26 protein-coding genes and 3 pseudogenes are annotated in these 24,688 nt (G+C 63.5%); 15 read left to right on the top strand and 14 right to left on the bottom strand.

All coding sequences use genetic code 11. From position 1 onward, the window contains the following. Positions 1–96: 96 nt before the first annotated feature. From ACVMIM_RS00965 to ACVMIM_RS00940, 6 genes are all read right to left on the bottom strand, one after another. A complete protein-coding gene (locus tag ACVMIM_RS00965) occupies positions 97–342 on the bottom strand; it encodes a YMGG-like glycine zipper-containing protein (RefSeq protein WP_476109840.1) in 246 nt (81 codons plus the stop codon). A gap of 83 nt (positions 343–425) precedes the next feature. Continuing rightward, on the bottom strand, positions 426–752 hold the full coding sequence (locus ACVMIM_RS00960) for a hypothetical protein (protein ID WP_476109839.1): 327 nt from the start codon (positions 750–752) through the stop codon (positions 426–428). A gap of 112 nt (positions 753–864) precedes the next feature. Further along, a complete protein-coding gene (locus tag ACVMIM_RS00955) occupies positions 865–1,032 on the bottom strand; it encodes a hypothetical protein (RefSeq protein ID WP_476109838.1) in 168 nt (55 codons plus the stop codon). 193 nt (positions 1,033–1,225) lie between these two features. Further along, positions 1,226–2,257 (bottom strand): sensor histidine kinase, encoded by a 1,032-nt coding sequence (locus ACVMIM_RS00950; protein WP_476109837.1) that lies wholly within the window; start codon positions 2,255–2,257, stop codon positions 1,226–1,228. Between the two features lie 166 nt (positions 2,258–2,423). Further along, a complete protein-coding gene (locus ACVMIM_RS00945) occupies positions 2,424–2,588 on the bottom strand; it encodes a DUF1328 domain-containing protein (RefSeq protein ID WP_040998746.1) in 165 nt (54 codons plus the stop codon). A 169-nt stretch (positions 2,589–2,757) separates the two neighbouring features. Further along, positions 2,758–3,552 (bottom strand): response regulator, encoded by a 795-nt coding sequence (locus ACVMIM_RS00940; protein ID WP_040998744.1) that lies wholly within the window; start codon positions 3,550–3,552, stop codon positions 2,758–2,760. Between the two features lie 219 nt (positions 3,553–3,771). On the opposite strand from ACVMIM_RS00940, the gene ACVMIM_RS00935 reads away from it, so the two are divergent. Both ACVMIM_RS00935 and ACVMIM_RS00930 read left to right on the top strand, forming a co-directional pair. Then, on the top strand, positions 3,772–3,975 hold the full coding sequence (locus tag ACVMIM_RS00935) for a NepR family anti-sigma factor (RefSeq protein ID WP_476117055.1): 204 nt from the start codon (positions 3,772–3,774) through the stop codon (positions 3,973–3,975). A 3-nt stretch (positions 3,976–3,978) separates the two neighbouring features. Continuing rightward, positions 3,979–4,530, top strand: coding sequence for an RNA polymerase sigma factor (locus tag ACVMIM_RS00930; protein WP_040985057.1), 552 nt, complete (start codon positions 3,979–3,981; stop codon positions 4,528–4,530). Positions 4,531–4,564: 34 nt separating this feature from the next. Here the strand turns inward: ACVMIM_RS00930 and ACVMIM_RS00925 are convergent, their stop codons facing one another. Then, complete coding sequence (locus ACVMIM_RS00925; RefSeq protein WP_476109834.1) at positions 4,565–4,945, bottom strand: response regulator; 381 nt, start codon at positions 4,943–4,945, stop codon at positions 4,565–4,567. Positions 4,946–5,110: 165 nt separating this feature from the next. On the opposite strand from ACVMIM_RS00925, the gene ACVMIM_RS00920 reads away from it, so the two are divergent. The 4 genes from ACVMIM_RS00920 to ACVMIM_RS00905 all read left to right on the top strand — a co-directional run bounded on the left by ACVMIM_RS00920 (position 5,111) and on the right by ACVMIM_RS00905 (position 7,166). Beyond that, on the top strand, positions 5,111–5,872 hold the full coding sequence (locus ACVMIM_RS00920) for a Crp/Fnr family transcriptional regulator (RefSeq protein WP_476109832.1): 762 nt from the start codon (positions 5,111–5,113) through the stop codon (positions 5,870–5,872). 76 nt (positions 5,873–5,948) lie between these two features. Further along, complete coding sequence (locus tag ACVMIM_RS00915; RefSeq protein WP_278051426.1) at positions 5,949–6,275, top strand: ElaB/YgaM/YqjD family protein; 327 nt, start codon at positions 5,949–5,951, stop codon at positions 6,273–6,275. A 6-nt stretch (positions 6,276–6,281) separates the two neighbouring features. Next, positions 6,282–6,746 (top strand): phage holin family protein, encoded by a 465-nt coding sequence (locus ACVMIM_RS00910; protein WP_476109830.1) that lies wholly within the window; start codon positions 6,282–6,284, stop codon positions 6,744–6,746. A gap of 198 nt (positions 6,747–6,944) precedes the next feature. Continuing rightward, positions 6,945–7,166: a hypothetical protein gene (locus ACVMIM_RS00905; RefSeq protein WP_476109829.1), complete on the top strand. Its 222-nt coding sequence runs from the start codon at positions 6,945–6,947 to the stop codon at positions 7,164–7,166. Positions 7,167–7,181: 15 nt separating this feature from the next. Here the strand turns inward: ACVMIM_RS00905 and ACVMIM_RS00900 are convergent, their stop codons facing one another. Continuing rightward, positions 7,182–8,102, bottom strand: coding sequence for a diacylglycerol/lipid kinase family protein (locus ACVMIM_RS00900; protein WP_476109827.1), 921 nt, complete (start codon positions 8,100–8,102; stop codon positions 7,182–7,184). A 260-nt stretch (positions 8,103–8,362) separates the two neighbouring features. On the opposite strand from ACVMIM_RS00900, the pseudogene ACVMIM_RS00895 reads away from it, so the two are divergent. Further along, a pseudogene (locus ACVMIM_RS00895) lies at positions 8,363–9,726 on the top strand (PRC-barrel domain-containing protein). 140 nt (positions 9,727–9,866) lie between these two features. On the opposite strand, the gene ACVMIM_RS00890 reads toward ACVMIM_RS00895, so the two are convergent. Continuing rightward, positions 9,867–11,408: an alkaline phosphatase family protein gene (locus ACVMIM_RS00890; RefSeq protein ID WP_476109825.1), complete on the bottom strand. Its 1,542-nt coding sequence runs from the start codon at positions 11,406–11,408 to the stop codon at positions 9,867–9,869. A 226-nt stretch (positions 11,409–11,634) separates the two neighbouring features. Between ACVMIM_RS00890 and ACVMIM_RS00885 the strand changes: the two genes are divergently transcribed. From ACVMIM_RS00885 to ACVMIM_RS00870, 4 genes and pseudogenes are all read left to right on the top strand, one after another. After that, on the top strand, positions 11,635–12,567 hold the full coding sequence (locus ACVMIM_RS00885) for a VOC family protein (RefSeq protein ID WP_476109824.1): 933 nt from the start codon (positions 11,635–11,637) through the stop codon (positions 12,565–12,567). A gap of 3 nt (positions 12,568–12,570) precedes the next feature. Further along, a complete protein-coding gene (locus ACVMIM_RS00880; protein WP_476109822.1) occupies positions 12,571–13,209 on the top strand; it encodes an alpha/beta hydrolase in 639 nt (212 codons plus the stop codon). Then, a pseudogene (locus ACVMIM_RS00875) lies at positions 13,202–13,502 on the top strand (GNAT family N-acetyltransferase). The gene ACVMIM_RS00880 and the pseudogene ACVMIM_RS00875 overlap by 8 nt, the downstream one beginning before the upstream one ends. 135 nt (positions 13,503–13,637) lie before the next feature. Continuing rightward, the gene (locus ACVMIM_RS00870; RefSeq protein WP_476109821.1) at positions 13,638–14,696 is read left to right on the top strand and encodes a dipeptidase; all 1,059 of its coding nucleotides are present in this window, start codon (positions 13,638–13,640) and stop codon (positions 14,694–14,696) included. Between the two features lie 6 nt (positions 14,697–14,702). On the opposite strand, the pseudogene ACVMIM_RS00865 reads toward ACVMIM_RS00870, so the two are convergent. The 4 genes and pseudogenes from ACVMIM_RS00865 to ACVMIM_RS00850 form a co-directional block, all read right to left on the bottom strand. Next, positions 14,703–14,961: pseudogene (locus ACVMIM_RS00865) on the bottom strand (hypothetical protein). Positions 14,962–14,963: 2 nt separating this feature from the next. Next, on the bottom strand, positions 14,964–16,202 hold the full coding sequence (locus tag ACVMIM_RS00860) for an aminomethyl transferase family protein (RefSeq protein WP_040998718.1): 1,239 nt from the start codon (positions 16,200–16,202) through the stop codon (positions 14,964–14,966). A 52-nt stretch (positions 16,203–16,254) separates the two neighbouring features. Then, on the bottom strand, positions 16,255–17,829 hold the full coding sequence (locus tag ACVMIM_RS00855) for a phytoene desaturase family protein (RefSeq protein WP_476109819.1): 1,575 nt from the start codon (positions 17,827–17,829) through the stop codon (positions 16,255–16,257). Next, complete coding sequence (locus tag ACVMIM_RS00850) at positions 17,816–19,435, bottom strand: phytoene desaturase family protein (RefSeq protein WP_476109818.1); 1,620 nt, start codon at positions 19,433–19,435, stop codon at positions 17,816–17,818. The genes ACVMIM_RS00855 and ACVMIM_RS00850 overlap by 14 nt, the downstream gene beginning before the upstream one ends. A gap of 256 nt (positions 19,436–19,691) precedes the next feature. Here ACVMIM_RS00850 and ACVMIM_RS00845 point away from each other — a divergent pair, with 256 nt between their 5' ends. The 4 genes from ACVMIM_RS00845 to ACVMIM_RS00830 all read left to right on the top strand — a co-directional run bounded on the left by ACVMIM_RS00845 (position 19,692) and on the right by ACVMIM_RS00830 (position 23,637). Further along, entirely contained in the window at positions 19,692–20,486 is a 795-nt protein-coding gene (locus tag ACVMIM_RS00845) for a class I SAM-dependent methyltransferase (protein ID WP_476109816.1), read from the top strand. 6 nt (positions 20,487–20,492) lie between these two features. After that, the gene (betI, locus tag ACVMIM_RS00840) at positions 20,493–21,179 is read left to right on the top strand and encodes a transcriptional regulator BetI (protein WP_278051414.1); all 687 of its coding nucleotides are present in this window, start codon (positions 20,493–20,495) and stop codon (positions 21,177–21,179) included. 80 nt (positions 21,180–21,259) lie between these two features. Then, positions 21,260–22,342: an ABC transporter substrate-binding protein gene (locus ACVMIM_RS00835; protein WP_040998709.1), complete on the top strand. Its 1,083-nt coding sequence runs from the start codon at positions 21,260–21,262 to the stop codon at positions 22,340–22,342. Beyond that, positions 22,339–23,637 carry a flavin monoamine oxidase family protein gene (locus ACVMIM_RS00830; RefSeq protein ID WP_476109814.1) on the top strand — a complete coding sequence of 433 codons (1,299 nt, stop codon included), beginning with the start codon at positions 22,339–22,341 and terminating at the stop codon, positions 23,635–23,637. Before ACVMIM_RS00835 ends, ACVMIM_RS00830 begins: the two co-directional genes overlap by 4 nt. Here the strand turns inward: ACVMIM_RS00830 and ACVMIM_RS00825 are convergent. Further along, positions 23,601–24,674: an ABC transporter ATP-binding protein gene (locus tag ACVMIM_RS00825; protein WP_476109812.1), complete on the bottom strand. Its 1,074-nt coding sequence runs from the start codon at positions 24,672–24,674 to the stop codon at positions 23,601–23,603. The genes ACVMIM_RS00830 and ACVMIM_RS00825 overlap by 37 nt on opposite strands. Positions 24,675–24,688 lie beyond the last annotated feature (14 nt).

Below are 24,688 nucleotides of genomic sequence, written 5' to 3'. Positions count from 1 at the left end.
GAAATGGAGGCCGGATTGCCGGCCTCCAGTGACTGTTCAATGCAATTCCGGGCGGAGCGAACCGCAGCGCATTCCTGGAATTGTTCTGTCTTCAGATCAGTTGCACCGGGCGGTGTAGATCGTGCCGTCATGACGGCGATACTGGCAATAGCCGTTGCGCAGGTTGCGAACCAGGAGGCCCGATCCGGCGCCGACAGCCGCGCCGATCAGCGCACCCTTGCCGCCGCCGACCAGGCCGCCCACACCGGCGCCGATCAGACCGCCGCCGACGACATCCTGCTCGGTCGTGGTGCAGCCGCTGACGGCGACCACGGCAACCATGGCAATGATCATCTTCCGCATAAAATTGCTCCTCACTTTTGTCCTCACTTTTGGCAGTGCCAACAGCCGTTTAGCACGAAAAAACAGCCTCTGCCTGCCCGATCTTACTGTTGTTTAAGATAGTCTTTTTCGGGGTGCTCGGCATTCGACGCGACGAGGGTGCCGGAAACCTCCAGCGATGCGGCCAGCGTGCCGTCGGGCCGCACATTCCAGACGATCTGGTCATAATCGTCCTCCAGCGCCGGATCGACGGTGAGGCATTCGCCGACAATATGAGGGGCCTGACCTTGCAAGTCGCCGAGGGCGAACGGCCTTTCGGCGGCGCAGGCCTGCGCGGTCTCGAAGACGCTGACGGGCACTTCGAGTTCTCGGCAATCCGTCATCGTGCTCGAACAGCCGACGACGAAAAGCAGTGCGGCGATGTGTTCCATGGCTCCAAACCTCTCGCCGCAGACAACGATTGTCTGCGAACGAAAGTTCCGGGCCCGGAGCGTCGAACGGATTACAGGCGACGCTGCAAAGGTTTGCTTGATCCCGCGCGGGTCAGAACAATTGCCACGCCGCGGTCACGGCCATGGCGGCCAGAAGCGCGATCGCGCTCAGGCGGAGCGGGAGATGCCACGATCGCGGCACCGGCGGCGGCTCGGCATCCTGGAAGCCGCTCATCGAGACGCGGGCGGCCTGTTCCAGCCTGTTCATGTCGGCGACCATCGTGTCGTCAGTCTCCAAGGTCGCGGTGGGCCGCGGATGGATATCCGGCGCATCTAGCCGGGAGCACAGAATCCGACTTTATGGTGAACAGCCGGTTAAAGACCATTGCCGGCAAGGCTCTGTTTTGCCGTAATTCCACACGGAACCGGCTACGCACTTTCCTGGACTTGCTCTTGCGCCATCGGCGGCACGATCAATCCGTCTCGAAATTCCCATGCGGGACGGTGAGGCGGTATTCCATGCGGTCCTTGCCGATTTCCAGCGTCGCGGAGCCATTCAGCGACATCGGCACGACGCGTTCCAGCGCCACGCTGCCGAAGCGCTTCTCGTTGCGTGGCATGTCGCCGACCGCCTCGGTCCAGGTCAGCAAAAGGTTGGGCGGGGTTCCGTTTTCGGTATCGAGCCTTGCGCGCACTTCGACATGGCCGTCCGGCCGAGACAATGCGCCGTAGCTCACCGAATTCACGGCCAGCTCATGAATCGCCAGGCCGATATGCAGGGCGGCGTTGGGATTGAGATAAGGATTTTCGCCTGTGAACCGCAGGCTTTTGGCCAGATCACCGCTGTAGCGGCCGACCTGGCCGGACACGAGCTCCCGCAGCGCGGCTCCGCGCCAGTTGGAGGATGTGACCAGATCCTGCGAGGAAGCAAGCGATTGCAGCCGGCCGCGGAAGCGCGCCAGGAAGTCGCCAAGCGTCTCCGTATAGCGCCCGGTCTGCGTGGCGATGCTCTGGATGATGGCCAGGAGATTTTTCGATCGATGACTGACTTCGCGCAGCAATGCCTTCAGCGTCTGCTCGCGGCGTTTCTGCTCCGTCGTCTCCACCATGGTCGTGACGACGCCGAGGACGTCGCCGGCTTCCCCGCGGTCGGCATCGATCCAAAGCTGGAACCAACGGACGCCCTGGCTTCCGGGAATGCTGAGCTCGAGCTGATCCGCGTTGCCGGATTCGATCACCCTGAGTTTGGCGGCTTGTATTCGCTCGGCCTGCGCCGGCGAAAGCAAATCCTTTCCGTCGGCCGTTTCGGACGCCCACGGCGCGCTCATGTTGCGCGCCCAGACCGTTTTCATCTGCCGGTCCTGGTAGAGAACCGAGATCCCGGCATTGTGGAGGGCATGAAGCAAAGCCCGCCCCAACTGCATCCCGCTTTCCGAGGGATGCATCGCGATCACTTCGCCGTTCTGCTTCTTATCCCTATCTTTCGTGTGACCCTCGGAAGGCATTGGAAATACCCGCGCTCGGTCTTTGAACGGATCAATTTGCAAGTGGTTCCGCGAGTTACCGCAACCGCAGGGCTCTCCAAAAAACGGTCCGCCGGACGGTGCTCTTTCGAGGCGCCGTCCGGCGGGGGCTGGAAACCGTTTGAGGGGTGCGGCTTCCAGTGTTGCGTCAGGCTCTCCTGATGAGACCGGCGATGAGCGAAATCACCAGGAAGGCGAGAAAGACAAAGAACAGAATCTGCGCGATGCCCGCCGATGTGCCGGCGATGCCGCCGAACCCAAGCGCGCCGGCGATAATCGCAACTACGAGAAATACGAGCGCCCAGTACAGCATGATGCGTCTCCTTCTTCTGTCGGGGAAAGAACGTGGCTCGGTGTGGTTTGTTCCACCATTTGCCGAAAAAGACGATCCCCCTGAAAGGCTTTTCAAATCGGAAACAGGCAATCGTCACGCGCGGCAAAAAAGCCTCGCGTGGCGCTCCAAGAGCTTGGGTCCCGCCGGTTCAGGCGGCGGCTTTGGCCTGGCGGTCGAAGAACAGGGCCTGGCTGATCAATGCCTTGACCATGTCGGGATTGAAGGGCTTTGTGACCAGAAAGGCCGGCTCCGGTCGCTCGCCGGTCAGCAGGCGCTCCGGGAAGGCGGTGATAAAGATCACCGGCACCGGCGTCGAAGACAAAATCTCGTTGACTGCTTCGATGCCCGAGCTGCCGTCGGCGAGCTGGATGTCGGCCAAGACCATTTTCGGCCGCGTCTTGCCGAACAGGGCCACCGCCTCGGCATGCGTGCGCGCCGTACCAACCACGCGGTGGCCGAGACTTTCGACCATCTCCTCGATATCCATGGCGATCAGAGGCTCATCCTCGATGATCAGCACGTCGGTCGCCACCTGGCGGGAAATCTCGTTGCTCGCCTGGGCAAGCAACTCCGAGAACTCTTCCTCGTCGACATCGAGGATCTCCGCTGCCTCATCCTCACTGAAGCCCTCGACGGCAACCAGAAGAAAAGCCTGCCGGGGACGGGGGGCGAGCGCATTCAGATTGGCCGCGGCCCGCTGCTCCCAGGCGGTCTGTGCCTGTTCCTGCGGCACGCGGATGGCTACGGAGGTGAACAATCTGGCGAAAACCTTGTAGAGCGCGATGCGGTCGCTCGAGGCTTCAGGGAAGATATCGGTGTCGGCGATGATGGCTTCCAGCATCGCGGCGACCAGCGCGTCACCGCTCTCCTGCGATCCCGATACCGCCCGCGAGAAGCGGCGCAGGAACGGAAGATGCGGGGCGATGGTAGCTGACAAACTCATTATTGACGTCTCCCTCAGATGACGTTGGAGGTTCAAGGCCACGCTGAATGCACGCCCCACAAAATCAAACGCCGGCTTCCGGAAAAAGTTCCGCCAACCGTGGAACTAAATTGGGAAGCAGGCGTTTCGGAGTCTCGGGATGGGCAACCAGACGAGGGTTCCGCTTGCGTTGTGATTTGAAATCGAAGAGCGGCTCGGGTGCTGGAAATTAGGGCTACTATGAAAGAAATGTCAAAAAAGCAGATGGCCGATGCCGCAAGCAGGCATCGGAATGGGGACGGCAATCCGCTGGGGGTGAATTCCGAAATCGCGCGCAAGCTCAAGCAGTATTATGATGAGCTGGTCTCGGACCAGGTGCCGGACCGTTTCGCTCAGTTGCTCAGCCAGCTGGAACAGGCCGAACCCGCCCAGAAAAAGGACTGAGGCATGGCGGCGGTATCCCAGAGCTTCAAGACCGAGCTGCTCGGCGCCATCCCGAGTCTGCGCGCTTTCGCCGTGTCGCTGACGCAGAATGCGGACCGAGCCGACGACCTCGTCCAAGAAACGCTGGTCAAGGCATGGGACAAGCATGAAAGCTTCCAGCCGGGCACCAATCTCAAGGCATGGCTGTTCACCATTCTGCGCAACGAATTCTATTCGCAGATGCGCAAGCGCGGCCGCGAAGTGCAGGACAGCGACGGCATCATGACCGCCCGGCTGGCCGTCCATCCGGCACAGCACGGCCAGCTCGACCTCAAGGATTTCCGCGGCGCGCTCGAGCAACTACCCGAGGACCAGCGCGAAGCCATCATCCTGATCGGCGCTTCAGGCTTCTCCTATGAAGAAGCCGCCGAGATCTGCGGCTGCGCGGTCGGCACGATCAAGAGCCGCGTCAGCCGGGCGCGCGCCAGGCTGCAGGAGATCCTCAAGATTTCCGGAGAGGACGAGTTCGGGCCCGACGCGATCTCGGCGCAGGTCACAGGTTCGAACGCGGCTTGAGCCGACCCTTGCCTTGCCGATTGCAAGGATGGCGTCAGGCCCCCTTTGCGCGGCCACAGGCCATGGCCACGGCTTCGATCAGATCGTCGCCCGAGTAGGGCTTGGTGACGAGCTGGATGTCCGGGAACGCGTCCTTGACCTCGTCCGAATCCGAATAGCCGGAGGCAAATACGAAGGGTATGCCCTCGCGGCGCAGACGGGCGGCGAAATCCAGGGTCGAAACGTCGCCGAGCATCAGGTCGACCACCGCCGCGTCGAAGCGCTCGGGCAGCGCCTGTCCATCGATCTCGCCGAGCTCGCGCACGATCGTCACGTCCGCCGCGCCGTGGTCGCGGCAAAGCTGCTCGACGTCCATCGCGATCAGGAACTCGTCTTCCAGGACGAGGATACGCAGTCCCTCAAGCAGTTCTGGCACTTATCGGTGTCTCCTCGGCAGGGCCGCACTCATGCGCGGAATTCACCGCCATGTCATTTAAAAAAGACGTGGCTAAAAAGACAGGGGCCTTAGCCTCGCGGAACCGTTGACGGTCTCAAGCGTTTCTTTGCGCCTGTATGGGCAGGGTTTCGAAGAGGGGTCGAAATGTCCGGTCTAGTCGCACATCCGGGTGCGAGTCGCCAATATCCTTGCGAAGAGTGCCCATTGCGGCCATTGCCCGCCTTTCGCGCATTCGAAAAGCAGGAACTGGCGTTCGTAAGCGCTTTCAAGCGCGGAGAACTCGCCGTCGACAAGGGGGCGACAGTTCTCGTGGAAGGCAGCCACAGCGCCCATCTCTACACCATCCTGTCGGGCTGGGCGTTCCGCTACAAGCTCTTGCCCGACGGGCGCCGGCAGATCCTCAATTATTCCATGCCTGGCGACCTTATCGGCCTGCAGGGAAGCCTGATGGGCGAGATGCAGCATTCCGTCGAGGCCTTGTCACCGATGCTGCTGTGCCTCTTCGAGCGCGAACAACTGCAGGAACTCTATCGTAACCATCCCGGCCTTGCCTATGACATCACTTGGATCGCGTCGCGCGAGGAACGCATGCTGGATGAGAACCTGCTCAGCATCGGCCGCCGCACCGCGCTTGAACGGGCGGCCTACCTCATCGCCTTCATCGCCAGTCGTGCGCGCGCCGCCGGACTGAACGGCAAGACATCGGTGGGGATTCCGATCACGCAACAGCACATCGCCGACACGCTCGGTCTTTCGCTTGTCCATACCAACAAGACGATCCGCAAGCTGATGGACCGCAAGCTCGTCATGTGGCGAGACGGCGGCTGCGAAGTGATCGACTATGACGGACTGAAGAAGCTTGCCCGCTGGGAGGGTCTGGGCGAGGAGTGCAGGCCGCTGATCTAGGCCGCCTTGGGCCATTGGATCGGGAACTTTGACGCAGAACGAACGTTGAAATCCAAGCAAACGCAAGGAGTTAGAGATGGCAACCGGCGCAGGCAAATCCGCAACCGATCAAGCGACCACCGCCGACCTGGAAGCTGATATCGAGCAGCTGAAAGCGGATATCCGGAATCTGACGGAGCAACTCGCAAAGACCGGTCAACACGGTTATGGCGCGGCCCGTCGCGTTGCCGCGGACAGCGTCGAACAATTGCGCGCGCAAGGCGAAGCTGCCTTAGAGAGCGTGCGGGGCAGCGCCGAGGACATCGAAGCGCAGTTGATCGCCAAAGTGCGCGAGAAGCCGGTGACGTCGCTGGCGGTCGCAGCGGGTGTCGGCTTTCTCTTCGCCCTGCTTTCCCGCCGCTAGCCTCAGATGGGGACGCTTGTCTCGCTGATCTCGGCCCTTGCCTCGGGCGAGGCAATGGCCGCTTTGCAAAGAGCGCGGATGACGGCAATCCTTTACGGACTTGCCGCCATTTTTGCACTGTGCGGTGTCGGCTTTCTCATCGGCGCCCTCTATATCTGGCTGGCGGCGCGCTATGGACCGCTGGCGACCAGCCTCGGCTTCGGCATAGGATTCCTGGTGATTGCGGGGCTCATCCTTGTCGTTCACAAGCTGACCAAGAGCATGCGCAGCAGGCGGCGCGCGCGGCGGCGGCAGGCCGACATGACCGCGCTGGGCGTCACCGCGGCACTTGCCTTGCTTCCGGCCCTGGCCAAGAGCAAGGGCGGATTGGGAGCCGTCATCGCTCCGGCCCTGGCGGTCGTCGCCTACGCCATCTATCGCGAGAACGCCAAGCCGAAGCCGCGCGAATCGGACCCGGAAGACATGCATTAGGCCTGTCGACGGGCCGGTGTCCGCCTTCAGCATTTGGCTTGACGGCCTGCTCGCCAGTTTCAAACGCATGCTCTGGCCTCATTCGGCCAATGATCGCGAAAAGCGATGCCACGCGGTCGGGAACCTTCACGCAAAGGACCCGTTACCCGACGGTGCCGTGCCTGAAATGGCCGCCGCCGCGTAACATGGAGGCCAACCATGACCAAGACCGTTCCTGAAGACAAAGCCCGTCAGGGACACTGGGGCTGGCACGCTTTGAGGATACTCATCGCCGGCCTGTTGCTGGCGTTCATTGCGTGGGGTGCGGTGGAGATTTACGGGGAATTGATAAAGTCGCCGGATTCCGGCGCGCAGCATGTACCGCAGCCGCCCGGCACCGAGCAGGGTCCCGCTCCCGCCCAACCGACCTCGCAACCCTGAAGAAGCGCTTTCCGTTCAAGCCGCCTTTGCGCTGACGCTGCGCGACGGAACGAGGACGTTCAGAGCGCCGGGGTGAATTTGGATCGTCGTCTCGCGCGCCACCTGGATCAACTCGCCGTCCATGACGGCGCGAACCTTTTTGATCGGAGAGTGGATTTTCAGCACCGCCCTGTCAGCCTGATGGACCTCGACATGCGCGCTCTGGCGCCATCTGCCGCGCAGCATGTCCAGCAAGAGCTTTACCAAATGATGGCGACGGCGCGCGACGCTGACATAGATACCGAGCACGCCCCCGGCCGGGTTGTCTGCATAGGGCAGGTGGCCTTCGCCGAACAGATTGTTGGAAACACCGATGCCGGTCGTGCGGGTGACGATCTCCGCCTTGCCAACGCTCAGGCTCACTTTCAGCGCCGGCGGGTTCTTGATCGCCTCCCATGCGGCGCGCACGGAGGCTTGCATCTTCCCAAGGCGCGAGCCGAAATCCATTTTTTCGCGCAACTGAACCATCTTGGCATGCATGCCGACAGAGAACTGATGCACGAAAGGCTGGCCGTTGGCGCTGGCCATATCGACGGCGATCACCTCGCCATCGGCAAAGGATCGCAACGCCCCTTCCAAAGTCTGCGGAATACCCAGCCCGCGCGCGAAGAGGTTCATCGTGCCAGCTGGCAGGATGGCTAGGGCCTTCTTCTTATTCATGAGAAGGGACGCCGCGGTGGAAATCGTGCCGTCGCCACCTCCCGCAAGGATGACATCGATATTGCGCCTGGCGATTGCCTTTTCCAGGGCCGAGGCGAGGTCGCAGCCGGCGACGATGTCGAGCTCGACCGAATGTCCCGCTGCTTCGAGGGTCTGCCGCAGCTGTTCCGAAAATGCTTCAACGTCGATGGTGCGGAGCGTGCCGCCGTCCTGGTTCAGCACCGCAGCAAACCGCATACACCACTCCGCATTAGCCTCAGGTCACTTTGAGCGGGCAGACCCCTCAGCCGCAGGCTGAAACGAGATGCGGCCGCAAAAGGTTCCGTCGGAGCTTAGGCCCCGGGGCGCGCGAAGCCCGGGGCGCGCGAAGGTGGTGTGGTTGGAACAACACCTCGGTCACAACGTTGTGACCATGTCGACACTGCCGCTCCAGATCCGCCGTTCTGCGGCGGGTCGAGCATGCGGCATGCACAGATCAGGCACGAGGAGAGATTATGATGATCCGCACTCTTTTTGCGACCACCGCGATCGCGACGCTGCTCGCGACCGGGGCTTTTGCACAGACGACGCCCGCCCCGGCCCAACAGGCCCCGGCAGCCGAAAGCACAGCTCCGGTTCCGCGCGCCGAAGGCGCGCTGATGACCAACATCATAGGCGAATCCGTCTATAATGGCACGGGCGACGACGCCCAGGACATCGGCAAGGTCGATGATGTGGTCTTCGATTCCAGCGGCAATGCCAAATCCGCCATTATCGGAGTCGGCGGGTTCCTAGGCGTCGGCAAGAAGGACGTCGCTTTTGACTACAGCAAGCTGGAATGGGCCGAGAAGAACGGCGACCGCTGGCTCGTAGCCAAGACGACCAAAGACGAGCTGAACGCGCAGCCGGCCTTCGATCGCAAGGCCTATGATCCGGCCCCGGCGCAAACGACCGATGCCACGCAGCCTGCGACCACCGGAACGGCGCAAGCGCCCGCGCAGCCGGCCCAGCCGCGGTTAAGAAGGCCGAAGGCAACCTCGCCACCAACATCATGGGCGAGTCGGTCTATAACGGCACTGCCGACGACGCCCAAAAGATCGGCGACGTCAACGACATCGTTCTTGCCAAGGACGGCAAGGCTGAATCCCTCGTGATCGGCGTCGGAGGCTTCCTCGGCATTGGTGAGAAGAATGTTACCTTCGACTTCGCCAAGGCCAAATGGGCGGAAAAGAATGGCGATCGCTGGTTGATCGCCGAAACGACGAAGGAAGAGCTGCAGGCCCAGCCGGACTTCAACCGCAAGGCTTACGATCCCGCGCCGGCCGCAGCCACCGCGGCTTCGAACAACGCTCCGGCGACGACCACTCCCGCCGTGGCCTCGTCCGATACCACGGCCGACAAGGGGGCCAAACCAGCTCAGCCGGCCCAGACGACGGCCGAAAACAAGCCTGCGGCGCCGGCTGCGAATACCACGGCTGAGAACAAGCCGGCCGATACCGGCACAGCCGCCACCGATACGACCAAGACAGCCTCGATCGACAAGTCGACGCTGACCGAGATGCCGATGGGCAACATGCGCGTCGACGACCTCAAGGGCACGACGGTTTATGGCGCCAACGATGCCGAGATCGGTTCGATCGGCGACGTCGTGCTGACGCCGGACAACAAGCCCGACGCGGTCATCGTCGATGTCGGCGGCTTCCTCGGCATCGGCGCCAAGGAAGTGGCGATCGGCATGGACAAGCTCAAATTCATGACCGACAAGAATGGTAAGAAATATCTCTACACCAACTTCACCAAGGAACAGCTGCAGGCGCAGACGGCATATGACAAGAGCAGCTATGCCGCCAACCGCGACCAGCAGCGGATGATGTTGAAGTAAGGCAATAGGCAGTAGGAAATAGGCAGTAGGCTAAAGAAGAGTTGGCAAATCACCCGGCAGCCGGGACATTCTACTGCCTACTGCCTACTGCCTACTGCCTACTGCCTACTGCCTACTGCCTACTGCCTACTGCCTACTGCCTACTGCCTACTCACGTACCCGACCACGCCATCTTCCGTCAGCTCCGCTAAGGCCAGCGACTGGTCGAGGTGAGCGGCGCGCCAGGCGAGCATCTTTTCCGCGAACTCCAGCCGTACCGGCAGACAGGCCGGATCGTTTGCCACGTTGTTCAGCTCTCCGGGGTCTTTCGACAGGTCGAACAGAAGCGGCGGCAGGCGGCCGCCAAAATGGACATATTTGAAGTCCGCCGTGCGGATGACCGCAAGGTTGCAGGCGCGCGATTCGATACCGAAATGGCGTTCGGCCTCGCCTTCGGCGACCGTGCGGAAATCGAACTCCCAATGCGCGGCATCGCGCCAGCTCTCCGGCTCCTTGCCGTCGATCCAGGGCGCGAGCGAGCGGCCGTCGAGATGGCGCTGCGGCGCTGCGCCGATCAGGTCGAGCAAGGTCGGGAAGATATCTACAGCCTCGGTGAAGCGATCGACGGATAGGCCGGCTGTCGCTTTGCGCCGTGGATCGCGGATGATCAGCGGAATGTGGTAGCTGGCGTCGAAGAAGCCGCCTTTGCCGAGCATGAAATGATCGCCCATCATCTCGGCGTGATCGGAGGTCAGCACGATAATCGTGTCGTTCCAGGCGCCCGCCGACTTGATCGCTTGCCAGACGCGGCCGAGCTGGGCGTCGACCTCCGAGATCATGCCGTAATAGATCGCGCGGATGCGGCGGAAGTTCTCCTCGCTCCACTCCGCCACCTTGCCCTCGATGCCGGGGACGAATTTTGTCCGCTTCTGACCGGCGAGATCGTAGGCGAGATAGGGATGGCTTCCGGCTTCGGCTTGCGGATTTGCCGCGCGCTTGAAGGCGGGACCTGCAGCCGGATCGTACATGCTGTTGTAGGGTTCGGGCACGATGAAGGGCGGGTGGGGGCTGATGAAGGAAATATGCGCGAACCATGGCGCTCCCTCCTCCTGCTCGCCAAGCCAGCGAATGAATTCGCCGGCGAGGAAAGCGCTCGGGGTCTGGTCCTTGGAGTAGACCGGCGGCGCGTTGGTGACGTCGCCTTTGTCCTGGCCGCTGGCCGGACGGTGGATGCCGGGGCTTCCGCCGCCCGTGTCGACGCCTTGTGCCCGCAGCCATGACAGCCACTGCTTCTGATGCTCGGGCAGGGCCTGGCGCACGGTGAAGCCCGGCAACACGCCCTCGTAGCTGCGCAGGCTCGGATCTCCAGCCGCAAGCCGGCGCGGGTCGAGCGAGACATCGGTATAGCCGAACAGGGTCGGGTCGTAGCCCGCCGCGCGCGCCGAAAGCGCGATGTTGCCGTGGCGCGCATCAAGCGGCGTGCCGTTGCGGCAAACGCGATTGTTCATCTGATAGAGCCCGGTATAGAGGCAGGCGCGGGCAGGAGAACAAGGTGCGGCCCCGCCATAGTGGCGGCGGAAAAGCACGCCTTCCGCGGCGAGCGCGTCCACATTCGGCGTCTTCACCACTGGATGGCCGGCGGCCGACAGGCAATCGCCACGCCATTGGTCGCAGGTGATGAGGAGAACATTCGGGCGGCTCATCGGATTGACCAAGATCGTCTCCCTTGTGGAAGCGCTCAGATGGAATGGAAATCACCGGCGTTGCAAGCCTATGTCGGTGATTGTCTGGTGAACATATTTCGAACAGTCGTTCACTTTTATGACACAGTCCATTCTGTGTTTGCCCGCTTTGCCGTCGGCCCGCCCATCCTCATATTGGCGTGGACAGCGGCGAGGGCCGCACAAGAACAAGGGAAGGAGCACGATCATGCTCAATCAGATCCAGGGGCTGCATCACGTCACCTCGATGGCGAGCGACGCACGCCGCAACAATGAGTTCTTCACGAAGAAGCTCGGCCTGCGCCGGGTCAAGAAGACCGTCAATTTCGACGCGCCGGACGTCTATCATCTCTATTATGCAGACGAGGTGGGCACGCCGGGTTCGGTGATGACCTATTTTCCGTTCCCCGATATCGCCAAGGGCAGACACGGCGTCGGCGAGGTCGGCACGACGGTGTTCTCGGTGCCGGAAGGCACGCCGGCCTATTGGGAAAAGCGCTTCGCCGACGAAGGCGTGGGCAATGTTGCCCGTACCGAAAGCTTCGGCGAAAAGCGGCTCACCTTTACCGGCCCGGACGGCGACAGTTTTGCCCTTGTCGAGGACAAGGCCGACAGCAGAGCGCCCTGGGTCAAGGGCGGCGTTCCCGCGGACGAGGCGATCCGCGGCTTTCACTCGGTCTCGCTGCGGCTGAAGGATGGCGGCGCCACCGAGGAACTGCTGAAGTTCATGGGCTATGAGGAGGTCGACAAGTCCGGCAACATCCGCCGGCTGGCGATCAAGAACGGCAATGGCGCCGACGTCGTCGACATCGAATCGCTGCCCACTGCCGGCTTCGCCAATCTCGGCGCCGGCTCGGTGCACCATGTCGCCTTCGCGGTCGAGGATCGCGCCAAGCAGCTCGAAGTGCGCAAGGCGCTGGTCGACACGGGCTATGGCGTGACGCCGGTCATCGACCGCGACTATTTCTGGGCGATCTATTTCCGCACGCCGGGCGGCGTGCTGTTCGAGGTGGCCACCAACGAACCGGGCTTCGACCGCGACGAGGATACCGCGCATCTCGGCGAGGCACTGAAGCTGCCGACGCAGCATCAGCATCTGAGGTCTTACCTCGAAGAGCACCTGCAGAAGCTGGAAGACTGAGCCATGAGCAAGGACGCTTACATCCACAAGGTGCTGCCCGGTTCGCCGGGCGGCCCACTGCTCTTCGTCTTCCACGGCACCGGCGCGGACGAGAACCAGCTTCTCGGTTTCGGCCGTGAGTTGTTGCCCGGCGCGACGATCGTTTCGCCGCGCGGCGATGTGTCGGAGCACGGTGCCCCGCGCTTCTTCCGCCGCACCGGCGAGGGCGTCTACGACATGGACGACCTGGCGCGCGCGACATCGAAGATGGCGGGATTCGTCAAGGCCCATGTCGAAGCGGCGAAACCTTCGGCGGTGTTCGGCCTCGGCTACTCCAACGGCGCCAACATCCTGGCTTCGGTCGTGTTTGCCGAGCCCCGCCTGTTCGATGCCACGGCGTTGATGCATCCGCTGATCCCGTTCGAACCCAATGTCCAGGGCAGCCTTGCCGGCCGCCGCATCCTGATCACGGCCGGCAGGCGCGATCCGATCTGTCCGCCCAATTTGACGTCGCGGCTCGAGGCCTATTTGCGCGCCGACGGCGCCGATGTCACAGTGGAATGGCATGACGGCGGGCATGAGGTTCGGCCGAACGAAAATGAAGTGCTGCGGCGGCTTTTCGCGCCGGCGCCCGTTGCCGAAGGAGGCGAACAAAATGGCTGACCAACTGCCCGAGATCGAATTGGAGGACCACGGTTCCAAGGGGCGCTATGTGCTGCGTGGCCCTGGCGGCGCCGAGGCCGAGATGACCTTCACCAAGATCGGCGAACACCAGCTGATCATCGAACATACCGAGGTGCCGGATGTCTTTCGGCGGTCAGGGCGCCGGGCTTCGGCTCGTCACCCGCGCGGTCGAGGACGCGCGCGCCGCCGGCAAGAAAATCATCCCGCTCTGCCCCTTCGCCAACGCCCAGTTCCGCCGCCACCCGGAATGGGCGGATGTGCTGAAGCAGTAGTGTCGTCTTTCCCTTCTCCCACAAGGGGAAGGGAAGCTTTGGCATTTGCACGGCCCGGTCATCTTGCCTAAGTTGACGGTTCGCTTCGGACGAAACCTGTCGTCCCGCTCGTCACCGATTTGAATGGCTTCCCCGATGACCGATACCGACCTGATCCCCGTTTTCGACGGACACAACGACACGCTGCTTCGGCTCTACCAGTCGAAGGAAACCGATGTCGAAAAGCTGTTCATCGAGGGGACGCCGGGCGGGCATATCGACCAGCCGCGCGCCAGGAAGGGGGGCTTCGCCGGCGGCATGTTCGCTATCTTTCCGCCGCCGGTCGAAAAGTCGAAGCGCAGCGCCGTGCCGCCGGCACCGAGCGACAACGAGCCGTTGCCGCCGGAGCTGCCGCAGGCCGAGGCGATCACCTCGACCATCGGCATGGCTTCGATCCTGTTTAGGCTGGAGCGCGCCGGCGCGCTCACCGTCTGCCGCAGCGCCGGCGATGTGCGCGATGCGATGGCGAAGGGCTCGATCGCGGCCGTGTTCCATATCGAAGGCGTCGAGGCGATCGACCCTGGGCTTGCCATGCTCGACGTGCTGCATGCCGCCGGCCTGCGTTCGCTGGGCATCGTCTGGAGCCGTCCCAACGCCTTCGGCAATGGCGTGCCGTTCCGCTTTCCGTCCTCGCCCGACACCGGGCCGGGCCTCACCGATGCCGGCAAGGCGCTGGTCAAGGCCTGCAACCAGCTCAGGATCATGATCGACCTGTCGCATCTCAACGAGAAGGGTTTTCGCGATGTCGCGGGCTTGAGCGACGCGCCGCTGGTCGCGACCCATTCGAACGTGCATGCGATCTGCGGTCATTCGCGCAACCTGACCGCCTGGCAGCTCGGCGCGATCCGCGAGTCGGGCGGCATGGTCGGCCTCAACTTCGCCACCGGCTTCCTGCGCGAGGACGGCCGCATGAATGCCGACACCGGCCTCGAAATCATGGTGCGCCACATCGATTCGCTCTTACAGGCGCTTGGCGAGGACGGCGTCGGCCTTGGCTCCGATTTCGACGGCGCCATGATCCCGGCCGTCATCGGCGACGTCGCCGGCCTGCCCAAGTTGATCGACGCGCTCGCCGCGCGCGGTTTCGGACGCGCGCTGATCGAGAAGATCGCTTATCGGAACTGGTTGAGCGTGCTGGAAAGGACGATTGGGTAAGCGCGCCTACTGCGCGCAACCCATGCGCTTCAGCCAGTCCCTTGCCGACGCCGCGGTCGCGGATGATCGACAGAGGGTTCTCGTAGTCGAGCCGGGCGCAGATGCGATAAACTTCGAGCGTCTCGGCATTCATCTGGCCGCGTTTGAAGAAGAACATGGCCGCCGCGTAGCGGGTGCGGCCGGACCACATCTCGCCGAGCGGCGTGTTGACGAGCTGCCATTGCTCGGCGGCTTCCGCCTCCACGTCTTCCGCTTCGCTCGCCATCGTCAGAAATCCGCCGGCGGGTTGGCGGTGCGGCGGTCGAGCTTGATAAAGGGCCGCGGCACCACCTTCGCCTTTTTCATCAGCTTCTGGTACTGCAACTCGCGCATGGCGTAAATCTCGACCCAGAGGTCGTCGACGATCGTGTCGCCATAGGGCCGCTGCAAGGAAGCCAACGCGATGTTGCGCTTGGCCATGGGCGACCACATCGCCGCGCTCACCAGCCCGACCTCCCGGCTTTTGCGATAATAGACGATGGCATGCTCGGCCGGAATGTTGCCTTCGATCTCCAGCCCGACCAGCACGTGACGCAGCTTCTTCTTGGCGCGGGCTTCGAGGATGGCGCGGCGGCCGTTGAAATGTCCCTTGTCGGGATCGATCATGAAGCCGAGGCCGATCTCGTCGGGCATGCGCAGGCGGTCGGCGCGGATGGCGTGCTCGGACGTGGTGAAGTCGGCATTGGCGACGATCAGCCCGGCTTCCAGCCGGGCGCGGTTCAGCGCCGTATAGCCGATGGCGCGGATGCCGCGCAACTCGCCCGCCGCCATAAGCCGGTCCCACAGGCTCAGCGCCTTGTCCGCCGGCACGAACAATTCGTAGCCGAGATCGCCGGTGAAGCCGGTGCGGGAAATCGTGACGGTTCCGCCGTCATGCGCGAATTCGGCGAGGTCGAAGACCTTCAGCCGCTCGACGCCGGCAAAGCCCGCGTCGCGCAGGACGGCGAAGGACGTCGGGCCTTGCAGCGCGAGGCCGGCGACCGCTTCGGTTTCTTCCGCCACGCTCACCTCATAGCCGATCGCGCTGTCCAGCAGCCAGGGCAGATGCCGCTCCTGCGAGCACAGCCGGAAGCGGGTCGGCGAGAGCCGGAACAACGTGCCGTCGTCCAGCACGAAGCCTTCATCGTCGCACCAGGCGGTGTAATGGACGCGGCCGGGCTTAAGCCTGGTCACGTCGCGCAGCGTGAGGCGGTCGAGATAGGCCTCGGCGTCCGGCCCCTCGATCTGATACTTGGTCATCGGCGAGATGTCGAAGAGTGCTGCCTGGCTGCGGATGGCGAAATATTCCAGCTCCTCGTCCCACAGCGAATGCGGTGCGCGGTAGCCGGCCCAATTGTACCAATCCTGCTTCAGTCCCAGCGCGTCGATGCGCGGCTGGAAGGGTGTGCCGGGCCTGAGCGTGCGGAAATGCGATTGGGCGAAGGCGCGGACGTCGGTTGACGGCTTTATGGTGGGATGATGGTTCATGACGGCGTTCCTTCGCCGTAGAGCGCTGCGTTTGTGAATAGCGAAATCATCCTCATGCCCTCATCGCGATGATGCGGCGTGCGGCGTTGAGGCCGGGCGCGCCGGAGATACCGCCGCCCGGATGCGAGCCGGCGCCGGCAAGGAACAGGCCTTCGAGCGGCGTGTCGTAGCCCGACCAGCCGGAGACCGGCCGCGACATCAGCATCTGGTCGGCTTGCAATTCACCGTGGTGCCAGTGGCCGCCGGGCATGCGGTAGCGCGCCTCGATGTCGGCGGGCGTCAAAAGCTCGGCGTGGCGGACCGTTGCGCCGATCCCCGGCGCATGGGCTTCGAGCTGCGCCATAATCGCCCTGAGGAAGCGCGGCTTGCCGGCGGTCCAGCCCTCTCTCAGCGCATAGGGCGCGTATTGCACCACCGCCGACAGCACGCAGGCGCGGGAGGGCGCGAGCGATGGATCGACGAGGCTGGGCAGCGTGATCTCCATCACCGGCTCGGGCGAGAACTCGCCATATTTCGACGGGTTGAAAGCGCGCTCGACATGGTCAGGCGAAGGGGCGATGACGAGGCGGCCCTTGTGGCCGGCGGCGTCGAGGCCGGTGAATTGCGGCGGCCGGTCGAGCGCAAGGTGGAGCTTGGCCGCATCGCCCCTCATACGGATGTTCTTCATCTTGCGCACGAAGCCCGTATCGACTTCGCGCGGTCCGACGAGATCGAGGATCGCGGTCGCCGGGTTGATGGCGGAAACGACGGTTCTGGCGCGCAGCGTCTCGCCGCTCCGCGTGACGACACCGGCGGCGCGGCCTTTCTCGACGATGACCCTGGCGACCGGCGATGCCGGGCGTATCGAAACGCCGGCTTTTTCCGCCGCCGCGCGGATGGCGGCGACGATGGCGCCCATACCGCCTTTCGGCTGCATCTGCGCCCCTGCAAGACCGCCGATCTCGCCGGCAAGCCGATAGTAGAGGCCAAGCACCGAGGTCGGCGAACGCGGCCCAAGATGCGAGCCGAGCGTCGCGTCGAAGGCGAGCAGGCCCTTCAGCCGGTCGTCCGAAAGCTGCTCGTCGAGCAGATCGTAGACATTCATCAGAAGAACGCGCAGGAAATCGCGCATGTCTTCCTTGCCGAGCCGCTTCAGCGCCAGCGCGGTCTGGCCAAGCCCCATCGTCTCGGCGAGCGAGATGTTGCCGAGGTCCGGCGGCCGGCGCGACAGGAAAGGTTTCAAGACGCCGGCATAGCGCAGCAGCTGCGCGCGAAGCTCCTTCCAGGCGGACTGTTCAGATGCGCTGGCGCCCGTCAGCACCTCGCCATAGGCGCCGTGCAGCACCAGCGGACCGTCCTTCGACAGCGCCACCGACGGCACGAAATCGCCGCGCTCGATCCTCAGCCCGTGGTGTTCCAGCTCCAGCGTCTTCACCACATCGGGATGAAGGCGGTTGAGCAGATGGGCGACAGCGGAAACGCGAAAGCCCGGCGCGAACTCCTCGGTTCGCGCGGCGCCACCGATTTCGTTCCCGGCCTCGAGCAGCAGCACCTTGCGGCCGGACTTGGCCAGCGTCGCGGCGGCGACAAGGCCGTTATGGCCGCCGCCGATGACGATGGCGTCCCAGTTCAGATCAGATGACGTCATGGGCCGGGCTCATATGCAAGATTGGCTTGGCGAGGTCGCGCAGGATCTCGGCGGCGGCGTTGCGCCCCGGCGCGCCCATCACCCCGCCGCCCGGATGGGTGGAGGAGCCGCACATATAGAGCCCGCCGACCGGCGAGCGGTATTGCGCGTAGCCCGGCACCGGGCGGTTGAAGAGCAACTGGTCGAAGGTGAGCTCGCCCTGGAAGATGTTGCCTTCGGTCAAGCCCACCTCGTCCTCGATTTCGCGCGGCGTGCGCACCTCCATGTGGACGATGCGGTCGCGGAAGCCGGGCGAATATTGCGCGATCTGGGAAATCACGCTTTCGGCGAAGCCGTCGCGGTCGGCGTCCGTCCAGTCGCGGCCATTTATCTTGGGTGGCGCATATTGCACGAAGCAGCTCATGAAGTGCTTGCCGGGAGGCGCCATGGTCGGGTCGAGCGTGGTCGGGATCACCATGTCGAGGAAGGGATCGGCCGACCAGCGCCCGGCCTTCCAATCGTCATAGGCGCGCTCCATGCGTTCGATGGAATCGGTGAAGTGCATGTCGGCGCGGTAGACTGGGGAGTCCTTGGGCAGAGCCGGGAATTCGGGGAGCGAATCCAGCGCGATGTTGACCTTGCCGGACGAGCCGCGGATTTTGAAATTCCTGACGCGCCTCAGGAAGATGTCGGGCAGTTCCTTCGCCTCGACCAGCTTCAGGAAGGTGCGCTTGACGTCGGCGTTGGAGATGACAAGCTTGCCATAGATTTCTTCGCCGCCGGCGAGCACCACTCCCTTGGCCTTGCCGTTCCTGATCAGCACGCGGTCGACCTCGGCGCCGGTGCGGATGGTGCCGCCGGAAGCTTTGAAGGAGGAGGCCAGCGCCTTGGTGATGGCGCCCATGCCGCCGCGCGCATAGCCCCAGGCGCCGACCGAGCCGTCGACCTCCCCCATATAGTGATGCAGCAGCACATAGGCCGTGCCGGGCGACATCGGGCCGAGCGCCGTGCCGATGATGCCGGAAAGCGCGAAGTTGGCCTTGATGACGTCGGTCTCGAAATATTCGTCGAGGAAGTCCGAGATCGACATCGTCCAGAAGCGCAAGGTCAGCGCCATCTCCTCGGCGGAGAGACCGGCAAACTTCTTGCCGAGATAGAGCAGCTCGCCGAGGTCGCGCGGCCTGAAGCTGGTCGGGTCGGGCGCGGTGCGCATCAGGAGCGGCTGGATGAAGCGACACTGCCTCGTGACGTCGCGCGAATAGCGATCATAGGCTTCGGCGTCGCGCTTCGAAAAACGGGCGAACTCGCGGCGATGCGCGTCGTGATCGCGGTAGTTGGCGAGATAGTCGCCGTCGCGCGTGAACACCGCGCCGCCTTCATAGGAGATCACCTGCAGGCCGAAGCGGGGCAGTTCCAAATCGCGCATGATCTCGGGCCGGAACAGCGAGCAGACATAGGAACAGTTGGAATAGAGAAAGCCCGGGGTCAGCTCGCGGCTGGTGGCGGCGCCGCCGACCCAGTCGTTCTTCTCGACCACCAGCACGTCCAGTCCGGCGCGCTGCAGATAACAGGCGTTGACCAGGCCGTTATGGCCGCCGCCGATGACGATCGCGTCCCATGCCTTCATGCGCGCAGAACCTCCATCCGGTTGCCCTATCTTCTTGTTTTTACGCAATTCCGGGACGGAAACGGCGTCACGCTTTTCCTGGAATTGCCCGGTGCGTTTTGTTCCCTGATTGCCCGAATTTGACATGGATTACAGTTTTTTGTCTAGCCATTTTGAATGAATGTTCAACAAATGATGTTGCGTTTTCCTGTTGATGCGCTAGGCTTTGCCTTGATTTCTGGACTGGCCCACATCGGCATTTGGGGTTGAATATCCGATGATCGAAACGGCTGACGCCGAGCCGGAATATGACGACACCGCTGTCCGCTTCCTCGAGGCACTGTGGGGCGAGGGCTATCTGTCGCCGGGCGGTCCGGACGAGGTCGACCGCGTGGTCGAAGGCCTCTCGCTCAGGGGCAAGACGATCCTCGATATCGGCTGTGGCGCCGGCGGCATCACGCTGCATCTGGCGGCAGCGCATGGCGCGGCTCGAGCCACCGGCTTCGACGTCGAAAAGCCGGTGATCGAGGCGGCGAGGCGAGGGGCGATCAGGCAAGGCCTCGATGATCGCGTCGGCTTCGTCCAGGCGCCGCCGGGGCCATTGCCTTTCGCGGACGCTTCCTTCGACGTCGTCTTCTCCAAGGACGCGCTGCTGCATGTGCCGGACAAGGACGCGCTGTTCGCCGAGATCTTTCGTGTACTGAAGCCGGGCGGGGTGTTTGCCGCGTCGAACTGGATGATCGGGCATGACGGCGAGGCGTCGCCTCAGATGAAGGCCTATATCGCGGCCGAAGGGCTCTCCTTCGCCATGGCCTCGCCGGCGCGCTATGCCGAGGCGATGCGGCGCGCCGGCTTTACCGATATCACGGTGCGCGACCGCAACCCATGGTATCGCGAGGTCGCGCGCCAAGAGCTTTCGCGGCTCAAGGGGCCGCTCTACGCGCAGGCCGCGGCAGCGGTCGGCGCGGCCTATGTCGACAAGAACATCAAGACCTGGGAGGCGATGCAGAAGGTGCTTGACAGTGGCGAGCACCGCCCCACTCATCTGCGCGGTTGGAAGCCGGTCGGATAGCCGGCAATGCTGGAGACCGTCACACCCATGAAGACTGCAGAGGCGAGCGATGCTCTCCCCGAAACGGCGCGAAAGGGCGATGCCGACAAACGCGGCCGCAAGGCTTCGAAAGAGGTCAGGCAGCTGCAGCTGATCGAGGCGACGATCGATTCACTTGCCAAGCGCGGCTATGCCGAAACGACGATGGCTGACGTGGCCGACGGCGCGGGCCTGTCGCGCGGCATCGTCAACTTCCATTTCGAGAGCAAGGAAAAGCTGCTCATCGCCACACTGCAGCATATGTATGACGAGTACTCGGCGCATTGGCGCACCGCCCTGCAGAAGGCGGGCGACGATCCGGCGCGACAGCTGCAGCAGCTGGTGTGGGCCGATTTCGACCGCTCGATCTGCAACAAGCGCAAGCTCGCCGCCTGGCTCGCCTTCTGGGGCGAGGCCAAGTCGCGGCCGACCTACCAGGCGCTAAGCAGCTCGCGCGACGCCTATTACCAGCAGGTCTTCATCGATCTCTGCACGACGCTCAAAGAGAGCGGCGGCTACACCTATGACCCTCAGGCCATCGCCCTGGCGCTCAGCGCCATGCTCGAGGGCCTGTGGCTGCGGCTGATGATGGGAACCGAGGACACCACGCGAGAGACCGCATTGCAGGCCGCGAATGCGTTTTTGGCCGCCGCCTTCCCCAAACACTATGGTTAGCGAGAACTGGGGCTAGCAAAAGCCGGGATTAGCAACAGCCGGCCAACAAGACCGGCAAAAACAAAAGAGGATGGAACAGCATGAGGAAATTCAGCCGACGCCTGACACTGACCTTGGCGCTTGGGAGCGCGATCGCGGCTTCGGCGGCGGCGTTCGCCGTCGCCGCCGATAAGGACCTGATCGTGTTCGACTGGTCCGGCTACGAGGATCCGAGCTTCCACGGCAAATATGTCGAGAAGAACGGCGATTCGCCGACCTTCGCCTTCTTCGGCGACGAGGACGAGGCGTTCGAAAAGATCCGCTCCGGCTTCAAATCCGATCTCGGCCATCCCTGCTCGCAGAGCGTCGTGAAGTGGCGTGAGGCGGGGCTGCTGCAGCCGCTCGACACCTCGAAGATCACCGGCTGGAAGGACCTCAATCCCGGCATCATGGCGATGAAGGATCTCGCCACGACGTCCGACGGCAAGGCCTGGTTCATGCCCTGGGACTGGGGCGATACCCAGCTCACCTACAATTCCGACAAGATCGCCGAAAAGGACGTCCAGTCGCTGAAAGCATTCGCCGATCCGAAATATAAGGGCAGGGTTTCGATCGGCGACAATGTCGACGACGCCTATGCTCTGGCCAGCCTCGCCATCGGGCTCAAGGACTGGACCAAGATGACGGACGACCAGTTCAAGCAGGCATCCGATTTCCTGCGCCAGGTGCACAAGAATGTCCGTTCCTACTGGACAGACACCACCGATATCGTGCAACTGCTCAGCGGCGGCGAAGTCGACCTCGCCTGGGCCTGGAACGACGCGACGGTGCAGTCCGTCAAGGCCGGTGTGCCGATCAAATCCAAGAAGGACACCGACGAGGGCATGTCGACCTGGGTCTGCGGTTATGTGCTGTTCAAGGACGCGCCGGGCAACATCGACAAGGCCTATGACTATCTCAACGCCGTGAACGATCCCGAGGTCGCCAAGACGCTGGTCAAGGACTGGGGCTACGGCCAGGCCAATGCCAAGGGCATGGCCGGCGTCGACCCGGCGATCCTGAAGGAAAAGGGCTACGACAATGTGGAAAAGTGGGTCGACAAGACCCTGTTCCAGCAGCCGCTGCCTTCGGAGCTGAAGCTGAAGATGATCGCCGAGTTCGAGAAGATTAAGGCCGGCTATTGAAGAGCAGCGTTGAAAGAACCGACGTCGTCATCGTCGGCGCCGGCTTTACCGGGTTATGCGCCGCGCTCGACCTTCAGCGCGCCGGCGTCGATTTCCTTGTCCTTGAGGCACGCGATCGCGTCGGCGGCAGGGTGGAGGCTGTCCGCAATGGGCTCGGCGAGCGTATCGACAGCGGCGGCCAGTTTCTATGTGTGGACATGCCCGAAGTGATGGCGCTGGCCAAGGCCTACGGCAAGAGCTTCGTCGAGACCTATGTCGAGGGCGAATTCATCACCTATCCGTCAATGACGCCGGCGCGGGCGGAGCGGACCTATCATGTCTCGATGGCGATCCGCGAGCGCATGAACCGGATTGATCCGGACGACCCGGCGATTGCCGGGCTGACCGTCGCCGACTGGCTGGAACGCCAGCATGATGAGGCCGATGCCAAGGCCGCTTTCCGCTCGCTGGTCGAGGGTCTGTGGTGCCTGGCGGCGGACAAGGTGCCGCTCTGGTACCTGATCGACAATGATCGCCGCATCACCAACGAGGTGTTCGAGCTGCAGTATTTTTTGGGCGATACCATGCAATCGCTGGCCGAGGACCTTGCCGCCGAGCTCGGCGACCGGCTGCGCCTGAACGAAGCGGTGACGCGTGTCGAGCGCGCCCCGCAAGGCGTTCGCGTCAGCACCGGCGCGAGCACGATCGAAGCGCGCGAGGTCCTGATCGCACTGCCGCCGGCGACGGCCGCGAAGCTCAATTTCGCGCCGGCTTTGCCGGCGGAACTCGCAAGCGCGCTCGGCGTCTGGGAAAGCGGCGCGGTGATCAAGATCCTGGTGCGCTACGCAACGCCGTTCTGGCGCGAACGAGGCCTGTCCGGCATGGTGATGTGGCGCGATCAGGCGGGGCTGTTTGCCTGCGACGCCAGCAAGGGTATCGACCATGCCGCGCTTGTGGTCTTTGTCGGCGGGCCGCTCGCATTGCGCTGGCATCCGCTCGGCGAGGCGGCATTGCAGGCGGAAATCACAGCCAGACTCGTCCAGGCACTCGGCCCGCAGGCCGCCGACATCGTCGATTTCAGCGCGCGCGACTGGACGCATGACCGCTGGAGCGGCGGAGCCTATAGCGATCTCATCACCGATGTGACCGCCCGCGATGCCGAGCGCGTGATCCTCGCCGGCGCGCCGCCGGTCTATTTCGCCGCTTCGGAAATGTCGCCGTCTTTCCCGGGTTATGTCGAGGGCGCGATCGTCGCCGGGCGCATCGCTGCCGCAAAGATTCAGTCGGCCATCGCCACCAGCGCCTCGGGGTCGTAGGCGAGGCGGATCGGCGCGCCGACAGGAATGTCGTCGGCGCCGAAATCGTTGGTCTCGGTCACCGAGAGCGGCTTTTCGAGCCCTGGTATCTCGACGATCAGATGCGTGATCTCGCCGAAATAGTGGCGCTCGACGACCTTGCCGGCGACCTCGAATTTGGCCGTTGCATTGTCCCATAAAACGCGCAGGCGCTCTGGGCGGATCCCAAGGGTCGCCGCGCCGCCATTGCGCACGAAAGCCTTCGGCTTGTCGGTCCTGACGCGGCCGAAGCCCAGTGTGTCGAGCACCAGCGAAGCGCCGTTCTCCTCGACGATCTCGGCCTTGACGAAATTCATGCCGCCGAGGAAATCGGCGACCTGGCGGTTAACCGGGCGCTGGTAGATTTCCTTCGGCGAGGCGACCTGCGCGATGCGGCCGCCGAACATCACCGCAATGCGGTCCGACATCGCCAGAGCCTCGTACTGGTCGTGCGTGACCAGCACGAAGGTGATGCCGACGGCCAGCTGCAGGCGGCGCAACTCGACCTGCATCTGCTCGCGCAGCTTTTTGTCGAGCGCCGAGAGCGGCTCGTCGAGCAGCAGCACCTTGGGCCGCATAACCAGCGCCCGGGCTAGAGCCACGCGTTGGCGCTGGCCGCCGGAAAGCTCCGTGGCGCGGCGCTTGCCGAGGCCGGTGAGCGAGACCTGCGCGAGCGCTTCCTCGACGCGGCGCTTCTCCTCGCCGGCAGCGAGCTTCAGCCGCTTCAGCCCATAGGCGACATTCTGCTCGACATTGAGATGCGGAAAGATCGCGTAGCTCTGGAAGACCATGTTGGTCGGCCGGCGGTTGGCGGGGATGCCGTCCATCGGCTGGCCGTCGACGGCGATGGAGCCGCTGGTCGGCGCGTCGAAGCCGGCGATCATGCGCAGCAGCGTGGTCTTGCCGCAGCCGGAAGGCCCGAGCAGCGAGAAGAATTCGCCCTCACGGATCGCCAGCGAGGCGTTGTCCAGCGCCTTGAACGATCCGTAGCTGCGGGTGACGTCGCGGATCTCGATCATGGTTCGATCCGATT

The sequence above is a fragment of the Mesorhizobium sp. USDA 4413 genome (assembly GCF_056280365.1).
Note: the sequence above shows the minus strand (reverse complement) of the source record. Positions and strands in the feature narration are given on the sequence as shown.